Below are 19135 nucleotides of genomic sequence, written 5' to 3' on the forward strand. Positions count from 1 at the left end.
ATTTGCTTCATGTCACCGTCATATGCCTAGGCTAATATTGACTAAACTGGTGGACGTGTTGCTTCGCATGCACCAAGTGTGTGCAAATTTGTTGCACACTCTGACGAAGCACGATTTTTATCAATCAACTTAAATTGAATGTAGTAAGACTTATGTTGATCTAAATTGTCTAATTTTAGAGTCATTTGATACTCGGTTGATTTAGGCTTTTTATCATGGCGTTTAGGCAAAGACTAATTGTGTGCGTATAGATGTGCTACATTTAAATTTGCTCAGATGAAATTAATTTTCGTGCTTATCGGATAAAAAATTAAATATACCTGACTCGCCAAGATCGAACCACTTTACTAATCCAATGCGCATATTCCGGCACACAAAAATTATTACTGGTATTTGCATATTGCTTTTTTGGGCGGGTGATCCAGTGCGGTCGCAACCCGTCCTTGTGACTCAGGTAATACATCCTGCTGATGAAGAAAAAGGTGATCCGCGTTTTAATGATGTGAAAGAGATTTTGCGCCTGGCCTTGGAAAAAACCGTGGCCGAATTTGGGCCGTTTGAGTTGCGCGCTTCGAAGCAGCACACCAATGGTTTGCGCTATTTAAGTAACCTGGCTAACGATAGCGATCTGAACGTGGTCTGGAGTTCGACTAGCGAAGAAAAAGAGCGTAATTATTTGCCTATCCGTATTCCTCTGCGTAAGGGCATATTGGGTTATCGCTTATTGTTGGTACACAAGGACAAACAAGCATTGCTAAAAAATGTGAAAACCTTGCAAGACCTGAGAAAATTCAGCGTGGGACAAGGTGTGGGCTGGGATGATGTGAAACTATATGAAGCCAATGGTATTGAGGTTGTCGAGGCCAAATATAGTAATTTGTTTCGTATGCTCAGTTACAAACGCTTCGACTTTTTCCCTCGCGGTATCAATGAGATTTTTGCAGAATTGGATAAGGAATCAGCGCAAAATCCTGACCTGGTCATCGATGAAAATCTATTAATACAATATCCCTGGCCTTACTATTTTTTCGTTTCAAAATCGAATCCTCAATTGCAAAAACGTCTGGAACTGGGTTTGCATAAGATGATCAAAGACGGTTCTTTCGATGCTATATTTTGGAAATATAATGGAAAGGCGATAGAGTCGGTGAATTTTAATAAGCGTCGCATTATTCATATTAAAAATCATTTATTGCCAAAAGAAACGCCACTCAATGATGCCTCGTTGTGGTTTCGACCCAAGCTAAATTGAAGATACTATGTTTGCTTCAGCCAGCGTGTTTGAACAAAAGCGAATTAAGGCCGTATTGCTATGCGGTGTGGCTGTACTCGTAAGTAATGGCGCGCAAGCACAATCCGATCAGCTGCCAGTCAAGATAGATCAGGCTGCGAAATTAAGTGCACAAAACACAGCGGCAGAGCAAGTTCCTACGGTTTTGATTCAAACGCAAAAAAGCCGCTCCACACTTAGCTTACCTGCCAGCACACTCCAAAGTTTGTTACCCGGGATGAACCCTTTGAAGGGTTTACATCAACTCGCGGGTGTCACATTTCAATCGGCCGATCCTTGGGGTAATAACGAACAAAATTTCTCCTTATTCATACATGGATTCAGTGCGCAACAATTAGGTTACACCTTAGATGGTGTGCCACTCGGTGATCAGCAGTATGGCAATTACAATGGCTTGTCACCGCAGCGCGCGGTGATCAGCGAAAACCTGCGTAGTGTGCTGATGAATTCAGGCGCGGGCGATTTGTCCACCGCATCGACCAGCAATCTGGGTGGCACGATAGAAAGTTATTCCAGTGACCCGCGGGTAAAGTCAAACTGGGCAATGGCACAGACTTTTGGCAGTTATGGTGCGAGTCGTAGTTATCTGAGATATGACAGCGGTGAGTTCGCGACCGATGCTAGTGGCGACGAATCGCAGTCCTATTATCTGGCGGCAGTCAGGCAACGCGCACGTGCCTGGGACTTTGATGCGGTACAAGGCGGTGAACAATTCAACGCTAAGTGGGTCAAACATCTGACAAGGGCGAAGATGACCGCCTATTATAATTTTTCGGACAAGACCGAGCCCAATGAAGACAGCGTGGTACATAGTACGCTTGAATCTTTTACCCCTTACACCCGTCCCACGACCTACCCGGATTTCCGCTTTGCGCAAGCCTACCTGACGCCGCAAGGCGAGCCGCCACGACAGGATGGTGCGAATTATCGCAACTACTTTGGTGTAGCCCAGCGCCGCGATCACTTGGCTTATCTTAAGCTGGAGAATCAGATCGCGATCAATAGCCTATGGGTCAATCAACTCTATGCCCATCACGATGAGGGTTTGGGTGCGGTGGCAGGACCTATCGGTGTCGCGGGATTGCCAGCGCTGTTTAAAGTGTATTTTCCTACGCAAGATTTGAAGCAAACGTTTGGCGGTTCTGGCTATGCGGTTAGAACGACAGAGTACAACATCAATCGCCTTGGTTTTATCTCGACTTGGCAGGAAAAGACTGGGGCGCATCAATGGCAAACCGGACTATGGATAGAGCGCAATCGCTCTAGCGCCTATCGTCGCTGGTATGCACTTGATGCCGCGCAGCCTTTGAGTCCCTATCAGCAACCGCAAAATCCGCTGATTACTCAATATGGCAGCGAAATCGACAATCAAGTGCTGCAATTTCATGTGCAAGATGAATGGCAATTGCAGCCCGACTTTAGTTTGCAAGCCGGATTTAAGTCAAGTTTGCAATTCGCCGATGGCCGTTTTCCGGTGCAGCCCAAAGTGGGTGCTATTAATGGGGGATCAACTGCACTGCCGGAAGGAAACATCACCACCAAAAAATGGTTTTTGCCGCAGCTAGGCTTGCTTTGGCGCGTGTCGGCGGGCGATCAGCTCTATGTCAATTTACAAAAAAATGTACGTCAATTTATCACCTATGGCGCAGTGGGCGCGTCGCCTTGGAGTTTGAATAATCAAAGTGCTTTCGATCTATTTAAACGGACGGCTGAGCCAGAAACGGCGATACATTTTGAAACCGGAATTCGTAGCCGCCGTCAGTTTTCGCTTGAGACCACGCCCGTCCCAGGTTTGACCACCCTGGACGCGCAAGTGAGCTTATATCGGGTGAATTTTCACAATCGTTTATTGCAAATCAGCCCAACGCCGGTGATCTCATCCATCGTGAACGGCAATCCCATACTGGCCAATGTAGGCGGTGTTAAAACACAAGGCATCGATATGGCGATGACGCTACAATTCGGATCTCGTTACGCCTTATTCAACGCGCTGTCCTATAATCGCTCGACTTATCTGGACGATTATTCGAATGGCGGAACTCGTGTGAATACGGCGGGTAAACAAGTACCCGCCAGTCCAGCGTGGTTGAATAAAACGATGCTGAAAGCGAATTGGCGAGAAGTTGAAGGGCAATTCACCGTTGATTATGTAGGCAAACGCTATGCGACTTATACCAATGATCTCAGCGTACCTGCGTATGTTTTAATGAACTTGGGCATGCGATATCGCTTAGCTACTGCATGGAATGGCGGCGTCAATTATGTCGGTTTGCAAATCACGAATCTGGCAAATCGTCGCGGTACTTCTACTTTGGTGGTCGGTGCTGCCGCTGGAACCTACAACAGCTTTCCGATTGCGCCTAGACAGATTTTTTTCAGCTTAAGTAGCGGCTATTGATTTTTATACCTAAGGCTAAATTTTCATTTACAGTAACTTTAACAGTTGAACCTTGTGAATCAACTGCACCACATTATTCACCTGTAATTTTCGCATGATATTTTCTCTGTGCTTATCAACCGTCTTCGCCGACAGGCTTAATTGTTCGGCGATTTCTATGGTGGCCAAGCCTTGGTAAATCAGCGCCAGAATCTGTAATTCACGCGGCGTAAGATCGGTCTCACAGGCATCAATTTGTGTTTGGACTTCTTCGGGAATGACTTGTTTGCCTGCCAAAACCTGCTCAATACAATCTAAGAGCTGATTGGCTGATCCTTCTTTCTGCAAAATCGCATCGGCTTTTGCATCGCGTAATTGTTTGAAAATCAGACCCGAATTGGCACCCGTCAAAGCGATGATTTTCATGTCTGGATAGCGTTGTTTACAATATGCCAGCACCGCGCTCGATTCTCCGCCGGGCATGTGGTAATCCAAGATACACAAGTCCACCGTTTCACTTTGTAAGTAAGGTAGCACTTGCCCCAAATTGCCTAATTCCGCCACGATGTGATAATGACTTTGTGTCTGTAATAAAAGTTTTAAGCCCTGTCGGAAAATCGCATGGTCGTCAGCGAGCAAGATTTTGATAGTGGTTACTGGCACAGTAGGCTCTTTATTGTGTAAGTGTTGGTGGACTCGGAATGTTAGAATGGTAGCCGACATTATCCTAGAAACCTTAGTTGGACGAGTTCGAGTGTGCATTTTTCCGTGTTTCTGGCAAGGCGTGACGACGAAGCAAGCTCCATGTTGATAGTTGGAGCAACGATGTCCAGAGACGCGGAAAAGTGTGCAATCGAATTCGTAGCGCTGCCACCCAATTGGTGAACAGAAAAAGTACCGTAAAATTAAATGCTCATGCGCCTTCCAAGACAACAATAAGCGGTCAACTGAGGTTTCTAGGATTATTAGCTTGGTACAGGCAGCTTTGGTATTGATCTAAAAGGTTTTATTTTTAGCTAACTTGCTGCTGCCACTCTCTATTTAAGCGCAAATTCGCATGCGATATTTTTCTCTCCTATTACTGTTTTTAAGCTTGCAGTTCGCGCACTACGCACCAGCGCTGGCACAGACACAATCCGCATGCCGCTTGGAAAATTCATCGACGGTTTTGGCACTGCAATCCTGTACCAGAGTCTTGAGCGATGCCCAAGTTGCACAAGAGTTTCCGCGAGCGCCACGTATTACCGAGCCAGGCACATGGGTCGCAGTGAAATTTCATGCCAAGGCAGGTGACTATCTACTCGATCTTGGTATTCCTGATGCCTATCATGTGCAGGTGTTTGGTTTGCAGCAGGCAAATTTACAAAATTTGATGCGCTTGAATTCGCAATCGAGGTTCCAAGATCGCCTGCTGGCCCACCGCCTACTATTAGTGCCGCTCACCATCCAAGAATTAGCGCAAGACGGTGGACAAGAAAGTGGGCAGGAAGTATTGGTGCACTATAGAACGCACGGTAAGACTCCCTTATTCATGCGCCTGTTTCCACGAGAAATTTTTCTGCAGCGCGATACGATAGACAATCTGCTGAATGGCATAGTGATAGGTTTTTTGCTAGTAGTGATTCCTTTGTTGGTGATGGGATTTCAATCGGTACAGAATCGCAATTACCGGATTTATGCCGCGCTGGTGATCACAAATTTAGCTTTCTTATTGCAGATAGAAGGTTATAGCTTTCAGTTTTTGTGGCCAGATTCGCCGGACTGGAATATGCGTATGCCTAATCTGATCGCCTGCAATGTCATGTTTTGGCATGTCTTGTTTGCGATTCAGTTTTTGCAAATGCGCCAACGCTTGTTGTCTTTATATTTGTGGCACATAGCCTCCTTGTGGATCATTATCCCCGCATTTTTTCTGGAATTATTTTGGGATATCGAAGTCGTTATACTCGCTTTGTCGGCTTGCTATGCGGCCTTGGCAATGTATACCGCTTACTGTGGTTTGCGACAGCAAATACCGGCGGCGCGTTTCTATTTCATTGGCACCTTGATGCAAGTCATCTTCATCGTTGGTTTGCTTTTTATTAGTCTCACTTTTGGCAATCCCTTTCCTCAGTTTGCGGTGCTTACTTATCCTAAGATAGGTTATCTGGCAGAAGCCATGTTCTTTGCCGCCGCGGTGGTACAACAGATTCGTTTGTTCGGCGAACGACAGGCTGAATTGCGCCAACGTCGTTTAGCCGAAACTGAACAGTTGCTGCACGCAGAACAAAGTAAATTACAAGCCTTGGATAAGGCCAGACAGCAGCAATTGCAATTGGCCTCTGCCAGTCACGACATCGCTCAGCCGCTGGCGTCTCTGCGTTTTGCCTTGGCCGCCTTAGGGCAAAAACCTGAAAATAAAGCGATTGCCGAGCATGTAGAAAATACCCTGAACTACGCACAAAGCCTGTTGAAAGAATTGATTGTACAAACTCGTCACGAGCATGCCGCCGACGCTGCCAGTAATGCTGATGAAATCGATCTGCACGATGTTTTTTCACAGTTAGCGCAAGAGTTCGATATGTTGGCGCAGCAAAAAGCCTTGAATCTGGCGATACATCGTTGTCGGCTCACTTTGCCCGGCTCCAGTGTCTTGTTATACCGAATATTGAGCAATCTATTAGCTAATGCGATTCGCTATACCGAGCGTGGACGCATCGTGTTAGGTGTCCGACGACTATCCTCTGCGATAGAAATTCAGGTCTGGGATACCGGCCCGGGTATTCCCGCGCCTACCGTTGCCAGTTTGACGCAAGCATTTCAACAGGGCGCACAAGCACAGCAAAGCACGCAGGGCTATGGCCTAGGCTTATTCATCGTGCATACACTTTGCAGGCAATGCGGCTATCAATTGCGCATCCACTCTGAATTAGGTAAAGGTAGTGGGTTTTGTGTGCGAATCCCGCTGTAGTGTCGCTGCCGCATTTAAGCTGAATCTGGAGTAAATTCATCACGAATACGGTGTTTTCCGTATGTCTTTGTCTGTCCCCAATCTCTACACTGTGTTGCATGACGTAGCGCCAGCGCTGCGTAGACATGACAAATTTAGGGGGATGTATGTGGGCAGCAGTGTTAGTGACTTTATGGCGTTGGACTATGGCAGTGCTGGATTGGCGTTGTCATTGGCGTGTATTGACCGGTCGTGCGACGGTCGACGTGGTGATCATCACTAATATTCGTGACGAGCAGGAACGGCATTTGTTTTGGGGGAATTTACGCCCTAAAGAGGGACATTCCGATGGCGCTCGCATTTACCTGAACGGCGTAGCGGGTCGCATCCGTGGCATCTATGTTACGGCGGAAGAATTGCTCAGCAAATCAGGTCGCCAGTTAGCCAAGCAACAATTTATCAATGCAGTGAAATGGGCTGATCAGCGCGGCGCTAAAGTGGTGTTGCTGGCGGCATCGACCAAGCGACTATTCGGTCGTGATGGCGCGGAATTAAAGGCCATGTTCCCGCATATTTTGTTCACGATAGGTGATAACGGTACCGCTTTGTTGTTGTGCCAGGATATTGCGCAGGCCTTACGGAAAGCAAAGTTGAATAGCGCCAGTCGTATCTTGGTGATTGGACCTTACGGAATTTTGGGTACAGAAGTGACCAAATTCTTATTGCAACAGGGTTTTGAGGTGGTGGGTTTTGGCACTAACCCGACTTTACTGAATGAATTTTCTTCGAACTTTCCGATTGCATTGCATAGTGATATCCGTCATGTTGGCAAGGTGGATGCGGTGATTGCTTGTACCCATAGTCAGCAGTCAAAATTGACCGTCGATGCGATAGAAACTTTGCGACATGCGGATAAAAAATTGCTGGTGATTGACGTCGCTGAGCCAGCTAATTTGGATGCCACGACCTATGCCCGTTGTGAACACGTGGTGGTGCGTCAGGATGCAGGCAATGCCTGGTCACCCGAATTACATTTTGTGATGGGACGTATTTCGTCGGACATGCTGAATCTGGCGCCGAATAGTGTGTTTGGCTGCTTTGCTGAGTCCATGACGCTGTACCACGCAATTTATCGCGAGCACCAATACAGCTTATTGAATCACAATTGGTTTTATGTGAATCGCTTGAATATCGCAGTCTTATCGTATAACTTCGATGCGCTGCAAGTACGCTCAGCGCCTGCTTATTGTTTTGGCCAAAAGCTCACGTCGTTTTGTTTAGAGCGAGATTGCACAGCCTTGAGGACAATAGAGTCTGACTTAGCGCAAGTTGGCAATGCGGTATTGAGCACCTAAGTTTGGCTTGGCCTAAGCTATTGACGAAAAAAAGCACCGCGAATTTGCGGTGCTTTTTGCGTATTGATGCCTAGCTCAATTGATCCTCAGTTAATCCTCAATTAATCATATCGCGCTGCAAGCGACGTGGTACTTCCCAATCGAGTTCCCAATCGCGTTTCTTTTCTAAGGCATCGATATGTTTGAGTTTTTTATCTTCGACAAATTTGCCGGATAATAAAAACTTGGGCTTGGTTGGTGCGGACACATAGCCGCGTACTTCCCACAACGAACGTTTCAAAGTCGTGGCCGCCAGAATGCCGTAATCGGCGCCGCAAGTAATCCCCTTTTCAGCGACGACGGCTTCGCCAGCTTTGATGTATTTTGCTGCATAGATCGTGCCTTTAGTAGCGATCCAGCGTCCGCTGTGAATCTCACCATTCAGGCTAGTGATCTGACCAGTGGCGCGGATTGTGCCCCAAGCGCTGATGTCGCCGTGGCTATGTAAAGAACCTATACTCAGATTGCCTTGGCAAATCACATCACCCGCAAACAGTCCGCCATTGATGGCGATATCAGTTTCGCTAAATACTTCACCTTTGACATTCACATCGCCGTCAGCCGCAATCGCGATGGCGCTTAAATGACCACCGACATACTGTACTTCACCCACATCTAAGACATCGTCTAATTGTAGATTGCCGTGGCAGTCGAGTACATCACATGATAAATAACCGAGTACCTGAATATCGCCATAACCACCAAAAGTCTCGTGATGAGCATCGCGTTTTAAGATCGCTGGATGCACCAGCTTATCCATATAGGCACTGCCATCTTTGGCTGGTTTTGCCTGGTCTAGTTCTAACAAACGCGCCATCCATTCGGCGTTGCAGCCGGTTTTGAGCATGAATTCAACTTCGATATCGCCAGCGCAATCGAGCGCCTGACCAACATACAATGATTGCACGCGAATATCACCGGTCACCGTTAATTTGCCCAGACAAAAAACTTCTTCAGCTTCCAGATTGCCATCTACTAAGAGGTCGCCGCCGATGATGACTTGATTGGTAATTTGTAAGTCGCCTTGGATATGCGCGTCACCGGTGCTGGCAAATTGTTTGCGTTTGAGTTTTTTTGCGAGGAAGGGGATGGGGGCAGGAGTAGACATAGTGTTTGCTTCCGGTGAGAACTTCAATTAAAAATACGAATGGAAAATGGTCGATAGATGGGCGGCAGAGGGGCGTAAATTAAGAAGGCAAAGCATCTAAACGTCCCGCTTCCGCTAATTCACGAATCATACTAATGGTATCAATATCGGCCTGATGATACGCGGAACTACGGTATTCGTTAAGCATTTCATTCGCAGCATCTTGTTCAGCGCTTTGGCCATCGTCGTACACAAAACGCACGAATAGACTTCCCGGCGATGGCTCTTCTATGCTCATGCGTAGAGACGATTCAGGGATATCATTTTGTGCGGGCACTTGATAATGCACATGTTGTAGATGCACCAGACTGACTTGATCTATCACGACCAATTCGCCATAACGCAAGCTGCGTTGCATGCTCACTTCGGTTCGTTCACTGATATCGCAATCGTCGATGTAGGGCATGAACAGCTTGGGCATTTCAGCGCGCATGATGAGTCCACACCACAGTTGTTCGCGGCTGATTTCAGTCATTAGAGGATTGTTAAAATCATTGATTTCAACCAGATGTTCAAATTTCATAGCAAGTCCTTGTTGAACCCAGGTTTTCCATTAGGCGCACCTACGGTGCAATTTGCGTGCTGACGGCGCATTTTCGGCCATTTTTGCTGCTCTTCCGTGTCAATAGCTAGCTATTGACCCCTCATTCGCATCAAAACTGTCTCGAAAAGTGCATCCGTCATCATCGCAAATCTTAACGGAAATTCTGGGTTGAATGACGACAGTTTACACTGCTTCGGGGTCTGACTGTGCTTTCTGGAATAGGGCAATCTGATGAAATTGCAAATCAAACGAAAGTCGAAAGTGTTAGCCGCAGAGGCGCAGAGAACGCAGAGAAAGGCAAAAAGCAAGTTTGCTCTTTTTATCATTTGCCGTGGAATTTTCCTTATGCGATCTAGGGCCTGTTAACATTTAAATCGGGAGATGCGTTCAAGCCAAAAGGTGGGATGGCAAGGCGTAGTTCGCCGCCGAGGCTGATGCCTCGGCAAGAGCTGCAACGCTGTCCATCGCGCCTTTTGGCTTGAACCCTTCGGGAATGGGTAAAACGGGCACATGGCGTTGTTGCAAGTCGCTTACAGTGCTCGCACTGCGGCGCGCCTTGACGCCTAGCCCTGTGCCCGTTTTTCCGCATTCGCACTCCCAATTTAAATGTTAACAGGCCCTAGCTGTCTTCAGGAAGTGGTGATAGCCGAGAGCCTTATTTACTATTTTTTATTGCGGTCACTTCAATTTCAATTTTCATGCGTGGATCAGCCAAGCCCGCAGAAATCATCATGGCCGCTGGACGTGTTTCGCCCAGATACTGGCGCAACACGGGCCAGCAAGCTTCGAATTCGCTGGCCTCGGGTACAACGTAAGTCACGCGCACCACGTCCGCTAGACTAGAGCCCGCCTGCGCTAATGCGGCTGCGATATTTTTGAAACATTGCTCGGTTTGCGCGACGATGTCGTCGGAGATCGTCATCGTACTGTAATCAAATCCTGTCGTGCCGGAGACAAAGACCCAATTATCTTGCACGATAGCGCGTGAATAGCCGATTTGTTCCTCGAATGATGAGCCTGAGCTGATGCGTAATCTGGTCATGATGCTGTGGGGTAAAGTGTAAAGTGTAAAGTGTAAAAAGGTGGGCGCTTAGTTGGCAATTGCCCGATTAAATTTTTGTATCAGTTCATCAGGAACCGCATGACTGCACATTAAAAAACGTTCAGGTCCTTGCGGCATATTCCGAGGTTTGAAGATATGTAGCTTGTCGCCATCTTCTATGGTTTTGATCATATTGATTGCTTCATCTTCCGGTACAAAGATGAAATCAGCCCGGTGCGCCGCAACCATTTTTGCCATATTCAGAGATTCTGCTGTGGTAGGAACGATAGTGACGTGTGAACGTTCAATTGCTTCATCAATTGCACTGCCATAGGAGGCGATTTCTTTTTTCAGCATTTTGACACCTGGAATACTTAGCGCTTCCACTAAATCCATAGATTTGTCTGGTTTAAAGTCGCGATGCGCTAACATGACCGAGGGACGCGCGGTATCACGTATTACTACATGCGAGAACTTGGCTATTTTTTGCCGTTCCTTATTCTTAAACATGCCTACCGCACACAGAGCTTCAGCATTCGCTTCTAGCAAATTGAGCTGGCGTTTAAACGGCGTTTCGACCCATACAAAAGAGATTCCGGCTTTTGTCATCGCTTGCGCCACCGGCGTGATCAATAGCCCGGTTAATTTTCCCTCGCTATCCCGATATGACATCGGTTGCCGTACTTCATACATTAGTTTTAGCGCGTCGTTTGCCCGGGTCGTTTGGGATAGACCTGTCTGAATGAAGAGTAGCAAGAGTCCGGCGCAAACATGTTTCATGATGAAGTATTTAGAATGACAAAAGAGACTGACTTCGCAGCTGAGTTCTTGTTTATTGTTGCTAGCTACTCAGAGCATACGAACTCAGCACAGGCTTGTCAAAAAACAGTGTGCATTATTGTTTTAATCAATTGCTTACTTTGCAAAATGGCGTGTCGGAGACACTACTTTTTAGGTGGAATCGCGTAAGTGGTCACCACATGTGCTACCGCTTCAGTCTGACCTTCTGAGTATAAGCTAACCTCGCCCATCGCCAGCGTTTTGCCTACTTTGAGTAAACGACAATGCGCCAGAATGTCGGCATCGGCCGCTGGCTTACGTAAAAAATTGATCGTCAGATTGGTGGTCACCGCTAAGGGCACGATGCCAATTTCCCCTAGTAATGCCACGTACATTGCGACATCTGCCACGGCCATTAATACCGGGCCCGACACCGTGCCGCCCGGCCTGAGATGACTCTGGTTAATTTGTTGCCGTACACAAGCACCCATGTCGCTTAAAGATTCGACCATGACACTACTCTGTGGGAATTCTTGTTGCAAGAATGCCTGGATTTGCCCGGTACTAAGGAGTGGCATAGGAGGTCCCATCAATGGCTAAAAATGTGTGAGTATGAGTGCATTAGAGTCTGCATTATCGAGGTTAGCATTAATGAATACCTACTCCTTAAATTTATCTAAAGGTAGCCTTGAATATTAATCGCTGTTCGACGCCACCTGTTTCGGTAGAATTTATAGCGATCATAACAAAATTTATTTAGTCCTTATGTAAAACGGCGGTTAGCGTGCGCTCATGCTGCCAAGTTTAAGTCTACGGCGTGGCTATGTTTGAGTCGGGATGATTTTTTCTAAGGACGAATTTTGAATATGCGGGTACCAGAAATTGACTGACTGTATTAATAGTATTGAGACAAGGTAAAAATACCGTGTCGTCCAATTGGCGTTAACTTTACGAATGCGATATCACCATGACATTAACGAATAACTCAGCGCGTCGCGGCTTTTTACAAACTTTAAGTGGACTCACAGCAGGCTTGGTGAGTTTGGGAAGTCTGCAAGCTCATGCGCAAACTAAGTCTAATAAGACAAGCGCAATAAAGCGTGCAAGCGGCGCAAAATACATGGGCGACTTCGTCGCCCCCAAACTCGATAAAGTAAAGGTCGCCATCATTGGTGTCGGCGCACGTGGCGCTGGTCATGCCGCACAATTAGCTTCAATCGAAGGTGTGCAATTTGTGGGCATTGCCGATGTCGTTGAGGCACGTGCTAAAAAATCCGAAGCCGCTGTGGTCAAATTTGGGCATACACCCAAAGTCTACTTCGGCGATGAAAATGGCTGGCGTACTATGCTCGCAGAAACCAAGCCGGACGCAGTGTTTATCGCGACGCCGTGGAGCACACACGCACCCATGGCGATCACCTCTATGAAAGCCGGGGCGCACGCTTTTGTCGAAGTACCGATTGCAACCACGCTAAAAGAGATGTGGGATATCGTCGACGCCTCCGAAGCGACTGGGCGTCATTGCATGATGCTGGAAAACGTTAATTACGGACGGGAAGAGTTGTTGTACTTGAACATGGTGCGCCAAGGCGTACTTGGTGATTTGTTGCACGGTGAAGCTTCGTATATTCATGCTTTGCGTTTCCAGATGGAGAATGGTGATTCGACGGGATCATGGCGTACTTTTGAATATGCTAAACGCAATGGTAATTTGTACCCGACGCATGGCTTAGGACCGGTCGCACAGTATATGAATTTGGCGCGTGGTGAAGATACCTTCGGACGAATTTCTTCTTTCTCCACACCGGCCAAAGGTCGCGCCGCCTATGCGCAAAAGTCAACGAAGTTGACCAGCCCAAAATTTAAAGAACTGGACTTTAAAGGTGGTGATCAAAACACCTCTATCATTAAAACCGCGATGGGCCGAACCATCATGGTGCAGTGGGATGAAACCACGCCACGCCCTTACTCGCGTCACAATATGATCATGGGTGTGAATGGGGTATTGGCTGGCTTTCCGAACCGGATATCAGTTGAAGGTATCACCAGCAATTATCACAAATGGGCCGAAGGCAAAGAGTGGGAAGAGATTGCTGCAAAATACGAACATCCTTTGTATGTGCGCCTAGGCGAACTGTCCAAAAAAATGGGCGGCCATGGCGGCATGGATTTCTTGATGTTGTACCGCATTATCGAGTGCCTGCGCAAAGCGGAGCCGCTGGATCAAAATGTCTACGAAGGCTGCCTGTGGTCAGCGGTTGGACCTTTGAGTGAAAAATCGGTGGCAGAAGAGGGCAATTCTCAAGTCTTCCCTGATTTCACGCGAGGCGATTGGAAAGCGACTAGTCCTTTGAAGATTATTGTCTGATGTAGGGCGCGGGAGTATAAATAAAGAATGCGAACATAGAATCACTTTCTCTGTGCGCATTTGTGCTCCCACGTAAAAACTTAGCGGCAGGATTTAGTATCCTTAGCACTAGCAAATTCCTCTACCATCGCATCAATAAAAACCCGGGTCCGGGCCGGCATCAGGCGTCGACCGGGAAAGACCGCCCAGGCATTGAATTCAGGCGAATGCCAGTCAGGTAATACCCGAATCAAGCTACCGTCATGCAAATGGCATTGTGCAAAATGTTCCGAAATCAAGGTGATGCCAAGTCCGGCTAAGGCCAGACGTCGTAACATTTCGGGCGAATTTGCAGTGGCGATGCCGGGCGGCACGCCTTCCCAACTTTGTGTTCCATTTTTTAAGCGCCACATCGCTGGCTCGGCATTACGTGCCAATAAGCGCAAGGTCTGATGCTCCATTAAGGCTTCTGGCTCTTGCGGTTCACCATGTTGTTCCAGATAGCTGGGTGCCGCATACATGGCGGCAGAAAACATCGCCAATTGGCGCGCTGCCAGCGAGGCATCGTCGGGTAAGCTGCCCATGCGTATCGCTAAATCAAAATTTTCTCCAATGATATCGACCCGTCGTGGGGATAAATCTAACTCCAAAGTAATGGCCGGATATTGACGCAAAAAGCGCGTGATTAACGCGGTCATCGTTTCGTTGGCAAAGTCCGCCGGCATAGACACGCGCAAGCGACCACTGGGTTGCACCTGCCTTTGTTGCGTCAGAGCCAGCGTTGCTTCGACCTCGGCAGTGACCTGTTGCGCATGTGCCAAAACCACATTGCCAAAATCCGTAACGACGAGCTTCCTGGTTGTGCGCAAGAGTAAGCGCTCGCCCAATTGCGCTTCCAACGCCGTGATACGGCGAGATAAGGTGGACTTGGGCATGCTCAAACGCTCTGCGGCACGGCTAAAGCTGCCCTCCGCGACGACACGGGCAAACAACAAAAGATCATTAGGATCGAGATTCATAGTGAGATGTCTTTAATAAAGCCCTGCAAATACCTGGTTGAAAAGCTGATTGGGCATACTATTGGTTCAAAAATGGAACAATCATATCCATTTTACGCTCTTCCGCTCTGAATTTGGAACATATAAAGTACGCACATCTTCACCGAACAATGTAGTCCAAACCCAAAGGAGCATTACCATGAACATCTTGCAAATCAATTCCAGCGCCCGTGTTGCCGGTTCTCATTCTACAAATTTAGCGAATCAAGTGAGCGCACGCTTACGTGAACAGCACGCAAGTGCTAGCTTTAGTGTGCGTGATTTGGCAGTAACGCCACAACCAACGCTGGACGAAGTCGCCTTACAGGCTTTGTTCACACCGGCCGATCAACGTAATCCTGAGCAGGCTGCACGGGTGGCCTTAGATGATGCCTTGATCGCTGAAGTGCAGGCGGCCGATATCTTGGTGATAGGCGCGCCTATGTATAACTTTGGTATTTCTTCGCAATTGAAAAACTGGATAGACGCGATCTCCCGTGCTCAAGTGACTTTCCGTTACACTGCAACTGGCCCGGAAGGTCTGTTGAAAGGCAAAAAAGTGTATGTGGTCTTGACCCGTGGCGGCTTATATCGCAATACGCCGAACGACACGCAAATGCCTTACCTGAAAAACTTTTTTGCCTTCCTCGGCATGACCGATGTGGAATTCATTTATGCTGAAGGTTTGGCAATGGGTACGGAAGGTGAGCAACGTGCGATTAGTGATGCACAAGCGCAGATTGAAGCTGCCATTGCTTAGTGGTCATCAATCAAGTTAGTTATAGTTTGAACTCAAAGAAAAAAAGGAAAACCAAATGAACACCGTCATCACACCAGTAGCTGCTGAAGTCGTTAAGCTTTCGCGCGCCGTTGAGCAATTGGTGGTCGGACAAGCGACCTCCGATGGCGCGGGCGTAAAATTGACGCGAGTCTTGACTCAGCCCTATCAATATCGTTTGGATCCTTTTTTGATGTTAGATGCGTTTGGCAGTGACAACCCCGACGAATACATCGCCGGTTTTCCTGACCATCCGCATCGCGGCTTTGAGACCATCACCTATATGTTGGAAGGCCGCATGCGCCACCGAGATAGTGCTGGTAATGAGGGTTTGCTGGAAAACGGCGGGGTGCAATGGATGACGGCTGGGCGCGGTGTGATTCACTCAGAATTACCCGAGCAGGAAAATGGGCGCATGGAAGGTTTTCAGCTATGGTTGAATCTGGCGGCCAAAGACAAAATGACACCAGCCTGGTACCGCGATTTTAAGAGCACCGATATTCCTGAATTCACTACCGAGCAAGGCGTCAAAGTGCGCGTCATTGCGGGCCAAAGTCATGGTGTTGCGGGAGCGATGCAAAGAGCGACCACCGAACCGATTTATCTAGACGTGACTATGCCAGCAGGCAGCAGTTTTTCGCAAAACTTAGCGGCCGATTTCAATGCCTTCATTTATGTCTATCGCGGCGAAGTCAAAATCGGCGAACAACAAGTGCCTTTGCAGCGTATGGCGATTTTGAAAAAATGGCCCTTAGCCGACGGCGTAAAGATACAAGCGAATGAAGCAGCGCGATTCATCTTGATTGCAGGTAAGCCGCTAGGTGAAACCATCGCACAATACGGTCCTTTTGTGATGAATTCACAAGAAGAGATTTTTAAAGCGATTGATGATTTTCGTCAGGGTAATTTAGTGAGTGCTTAGTGAGTGCTTAGTGAGTGCTTCGTTAGTGCTTTGTTAGTGTTTAGGAAAAAAAGGGCTTTCACGTAATTGCGTGTAAGCCCTTTTTTTATCGGATAACAAGCAATGCAAGATGGACAGGTTGCATTGCCCAAGCGAAAATAGACTATTTTATTTGCGAACAAACCACAAAAGACACCTAGTGCTGCTGTTCGTGTCTATCCAATAAAGCGGAGTGAGGGTGATAAGGAATTTGGATTTGACGCTATTTTTTGTTGCTTTTTGGGATGGGTGTATAAATTAATCTTCTAAATTAATCGGCAGTTGGGTGGGCGCGCTGCAGTCACGACATCGACAACAAGCGCAGGAGGTAAGATTGCGACAGAGATATCTGTTTCCGTCATTGATAAAACAAAAAGTAACCAATTTATATGAAAAGCAACCGAAATCGACTGCCAGATGGGCTGCATCTCTTGATATCGACAATTCTAAAGATGCTCCTTTTTATGGTGATAGTGTCAGCTATTTACGGATACGCGAATGGGTGGGACAAGGGGGCGAAACTTATGGGAGCCTTATCGCTGATTGCAATTATTGGACAGTGCTGGTCACATCGTAAAGACATCTTGAGCTTATTTCGAGGCGAAAGTCCGTTGGAATAAATTGCGCACGGGGGGCAGCCAAGCAGTAAGAATGGGGGGAGGGTTTTGACATGCCACATTTGAAGACGAAATACGCCACGTAAACCGCTTGTCACAGTGCTTGCAATCCGTGTAGAGAGTTGAAGTGCACGTCAACCACAGAAACCACAGAAGACACCCAACGCTGCTGTTCGTGTCTATCCAATAAAGCTGCGTGAGGGTGATGAGGAATCTGGATTCGAATCTTTTTTGTTGCTTTTTGGGATGAGGGGCAAAATTGTCCATGAAAAAGCTTTGTAGATTACTTTTACGCCACTTGGCGAAAGATATTGGGTTCCCTGTAATAAAGGGCGAGGATGCTATCCAGTTACCATCCAGTGAGCTTGTTCGTAACGAACTCCACTTTAGATGCGTTGAAGAACGCGGTCTGCCTGATCGTGTCTGGATTGAAGTACGTTTTATTGTAAAAATTAGCACTGTCGCAAACTTGTGGGTTAGATACTCTGGACGGGAAGGCGCAAAGCCAACCTTTACGTGCTCACATCAAATTAGGCGTGCTACTTATACGGAATACGCACTGCCAGAGAACGGATTCTCTCTGTCGCTTGATTGTGCGGGTGAACTCGACAGGTTTATTGAAACTTTAAGTGTGGTGGTAAGGGAGCGACTGGTGCCCCTTGCACAAACTTGTTCGAATTTAAATGGCGTGTGTCAGGCTATTTCTGATGGGAACGTCTCCGCTCAACGATTTGACTACGCACTCATATTGGCCTTGGCAAACAGGAAAGATGAAGCTCTTATTCAAATTTGCGATGCGAAAAAATTTTTCGAAGCACCTGAAAATGGGTTTGGACAGGGGAATATGATGTTGCGGATGTTTGAAGAGCTCCAAAAGGAAGTGGAGTCGCCGCAGGGGATAAGCTAACCAACGACACAAGGCCGTAAGGCATAAGGAATTCGTAAGGTGCAATGGGCTTCATCTATTGCACCACTCCAGCCGTTGAACGACTCGGCAGATAAGAAGAAGCTAAGCGCATCAATCCGCTTGTCACACGCTTTGCAGGTCGTGTGAAATAGTTGAACAGGCGCACGGAGCAAGGAGTGCGCCACGCTAACGCTAATCGTTCTCGGTGTTCGCGGCTTCGACAATCATCATGACCTGCACAGAAGACACCAAGTGCTGCTGTTCGTGCCTATCCAATAGAGCTGAGTGAGGGTGAAAGGAATCTGGATTCGATTCTATTTTTTGTTGCTTTTTGAGATGGGTGTCTGAATTATCGTATAGAGGTAAGCTGATGAACCAAGTAAGTGAAGTAATTGATAGTCTGTTAGAGCAAGCCGAACGTGCTATAGCTAAGGGAAATATCCATGAATTAATAGAGCACCAAAGGGGTCAGCATCACTTTACTTTTCAAGCCGTTTGATTTCATTTTCAACTCCCCCCAAAGATTAAAATCCAAAATCCGTTTGATCCAAATTTTCAATGGCATCATTTGCCACTTTAGCCGGCCTCCCTCGCCGACTCTGCGTTCGTCTTACGCCACTCGTGACACTCATCGCTTCTTAGAATTTTTCGCTACCAACAGCCTGTCTTTGCTGCAAAGCGAGCCGAATATCATCAAGTGTTTCTTCTTCGAATGCAATTCTAAAAAGATGTCGGTAAGCGGCTTGTCGTGTTTCGTCATCTCTGCCTAATGCTAAATACTGAACATGCGAATGCAGGCGAGTATCAAGGTGAGCATGATTCGTCATCAATACATAGGCATGCACTTCGCATTGCCAATCGACAGTCGACTTAAATAGCCAATGCAGATAACACTGATAATCTTCATCGGCAAAAAAGCACTGCTCTCGATTGACGCCTCTTTGTACTAGGTGTTGCAGAATTCCCGCTAACTTAATGAGTGGACGACGGGGCATTTTTCTAAAT

At 47.3% G+C, this 19135-nt stretch carries 16 protein-coding genes; 8 read left to right on the forward strand and 8 right to left on the reverse strand.

The window, feature by feature from the left end; genetic code table 11:
• Positions 1-424 precede the first annotated feature (424 nt).
• A complete protein-coding gene (locus AC1RR2_RS14470) occupies positions 425-1252 on the forward strand; it encodes a substrate-binding periplasmic protein (protein ID WP_493222971.1) in 828 nt (275 codons plus the stop codon).
• A gap of 7 nt (positions 1253-1259) precedes the next feature.
• Positions 1260-3689, forward strand: a complete 2430-nt coding sequence (locus AC1RR2_RS14475; RefSeq protein ID WP_493222972.1) for a TonB-dependent receptor — start codon at positions 1260-1262, stop codon at positions 3687-3689.
• A gap of 27 nt (positions 3690-3716) precedes the next feature.
• On the opposite strand, the gene AC1RR2_RS14480 is transcribed toward AC1RR2_RS14475, so the two are convergent.
• Complete coding sequence (locus tag AC1RR2_RS14480; RefSeq protein WP_493222973.1) at positions 3717-4331, reverse strand: LuxR C-terminal-related transcriptional regulator; 615 nt, start codon at positions 4329-4331, stop codon at positions 3717-3719.
• A gap of 394 nt (positions 4332-4725) precedes the next feature.
• Here AC1RR2_RS14480 and AC1RR2_RS14485 point away from each other — a divergent pair, with 394 nt between their 5' ends.
• Together AC1RR2_RS14485 and AC1RR2_RS14490 are read left to right on the forward strand one after the other, a co-directional pair.
• The gene (locus AC1RR2_RS14485) at positions 4726-6618 is read left to right on the forward strand and encodes a sensor histidine kinase (protein ID WP_493222974.1); all 1893 of its coding nucleotides are present in this window, start codon (positions 4726-4728) and stop codon (positions 6616-6618) included.
• A gap of 125 nt (positions 6619-6743) precedes the next feature.
• Positions 6744-7952 carry a hypothetical protein gene (locus AC1RR2_RS14490; RefSeq protein WP_493222975.1) on the forward strand — a complete coding sequence of 403 codons (1209 nt, stop codon included), beginning with the start codon at positions 6744-6746 and terminating at the stop codon, positions 7950-7952.
• A gap of 97 nt (positions 7953-8049) precedes the next feature.
• Here AC1RR2_RS14490 and AC1RR2_RS14495 read toward each other — a convergent pair whose 3' ends face one another.
• From AC1RR2_RS14495 to AC1RR2_RS14515, 5 genes are all read right to left on the reverse strand, one after another.
• On the reverse strand, positions 8050-9099 hold the full coding sequence (locus AC1RR2_RS14495; protein ID WP_493222976.1) for a polymer-forming cytoskeletal protein: 1050 nt from the start codon (positions 9097-9099) through the stop codon (positions 8050-8052).
• Between the two features lie 79 nt (positions 9100-9178).
• A complete protein-coding gene (locus AC1RR2_RS14500) occupies positions 9179-9661 on the reverse strand; it encodes an AtaL-like protein (RefSeq protein WP_493222977.1) in 483 nt (160 codons plus the stop codon).
• A gap of 676 nt (positions 9662-10337) precedes the next feature.
• Positions 10338-10724: a RidA family protein gene (locus AC1RR2_RS14505; RefSeq protein WP_493222978.1), complete on the reverse strand. Its 387-nt coding sequence runs from the start codon at positions 10722-10724 to the stop codon at positions 10338-10340.
• Between the two features lie 48 nt (positions 10725-10772).
• Positions 10773-11504, reverse strand: coding sequence for a substrate-binding periplasmic protein (locus AC1RR2_RS14510; RefSeq protein ID WP_493222979.1), 732 nt, complete (start codon positions 11502-11504; stop codon positions 10773-10775).
• A gap of 164 nt (positions 11505-11668) precedes the next feature.
• Positions 11669-12082 (reverse strand): PaaI family thioesterase, encoded by a 414-nt coding sequence (locus AC1RR2_RS14515; RefSeq protein WP_493222980.1) that lies wholly within the window; start codon positions 12080-12082, stop codon positions 11669-11671.
• A gap of 389 nt (positions 12083-12471) precedes the next feature.
• On the opposite strand from AC1RR2_RS14515, the gene AC1RR2_RS14520 reads away from it, so the two are divergent.
• The gene (locus AC1RR2_RS14520; protein ID WP_493222981.1) at positions 12472-13872 is read left to right on the forward strand and encodes a Gfo/Idh/MocA family protein; all 1401 of its coding nucleotides are present in this window, start codon (positions 12472-12474) and stop codon (positions 13870-13872) included.
• An 80-nt stretch (positions 13873-13952) separates the two neighbouring features.
• Here AC1RR2_RS14520 and AC1RR2_RS14525 read toward each other — a convergent pair whose 3' ends face one another.
• The gene (locus tag AC1RR2_RS14525) at positions 13953-14870 is read right to left on the reverse strand and encodes a LysR family transcriptional regulator (protein ID WP_493222982.1); all 918 of its coding nucleotides are present in this window, start codon (positions 14868-14870) and stop codon (positions 13953-13955) included.
• Between the two features lie 178 nt (positions 14871-15048).
• On the opposite strand from AC1RR2_RS14525, the gene AC1RR2_RS14530 reads away from it, so the two are divergent.
• From AC1RR2_RS14530 to AC1RR2_RS14540, 3 genes are all read left to right on the forward strand, one after another.
• The gene (locus AC1RR2_RS14530; protein WP_493222983.1) at positions 15049-15648 is read left to right on the forward strand and encodes an FMN-dependent NADH-azoreductase; all 600 of its coding nucleotides are present in this window, start codon (positions 15049-15051) and stop codon (positions 15646-15648) included.
• Between the two features lie 55 nt (positions 15649-15703).
• The gene (locus tag AC1RR2_RS14535) at positions 15704-16588 is read left to right on the forward strand and encodes a pirin family protein (protein WP_493222984.1); all 885 of its coding nucleotides are present in this window, start codon (positions 15704-15706) and stop codon (positions 16586-16588) included.
• 900 nt (positions 16589-17488) lie between these two features.
• The gene (locus AC1RR2_RS14540) at positions 17489-18130 is read left to right on the forward strand and encodes a hypothetical protein (protein ID WP_493222985.1); all 642 of its coding nucleotides are present in this window, start codon (positions 17489-17491) and stop codon (positions 18128-18130) included.
• A gap of 638 nt (positions 18131-18768) precedes the next feature.
• Here the strand turns inward: AC1RR2_RS14540 and AC1RR2_RS14545 are convergent.
• The gene (locus tag AC1RR2_RS14545; protein WP_493222986.1) at positions 18769-19125 is read right to left on the reverse strand and encodes a transposase; all 357 of its coding nucleotides are present in this window, start codon (positions 19123-19125) and stop codon (positions 18769-18771) included.
• Positions 19126-19135: the final 10 nt, after the last annotated feature.

Source organism: Undibacterium sp. GW821-FHT11H02, assembly GCF_058808015.1.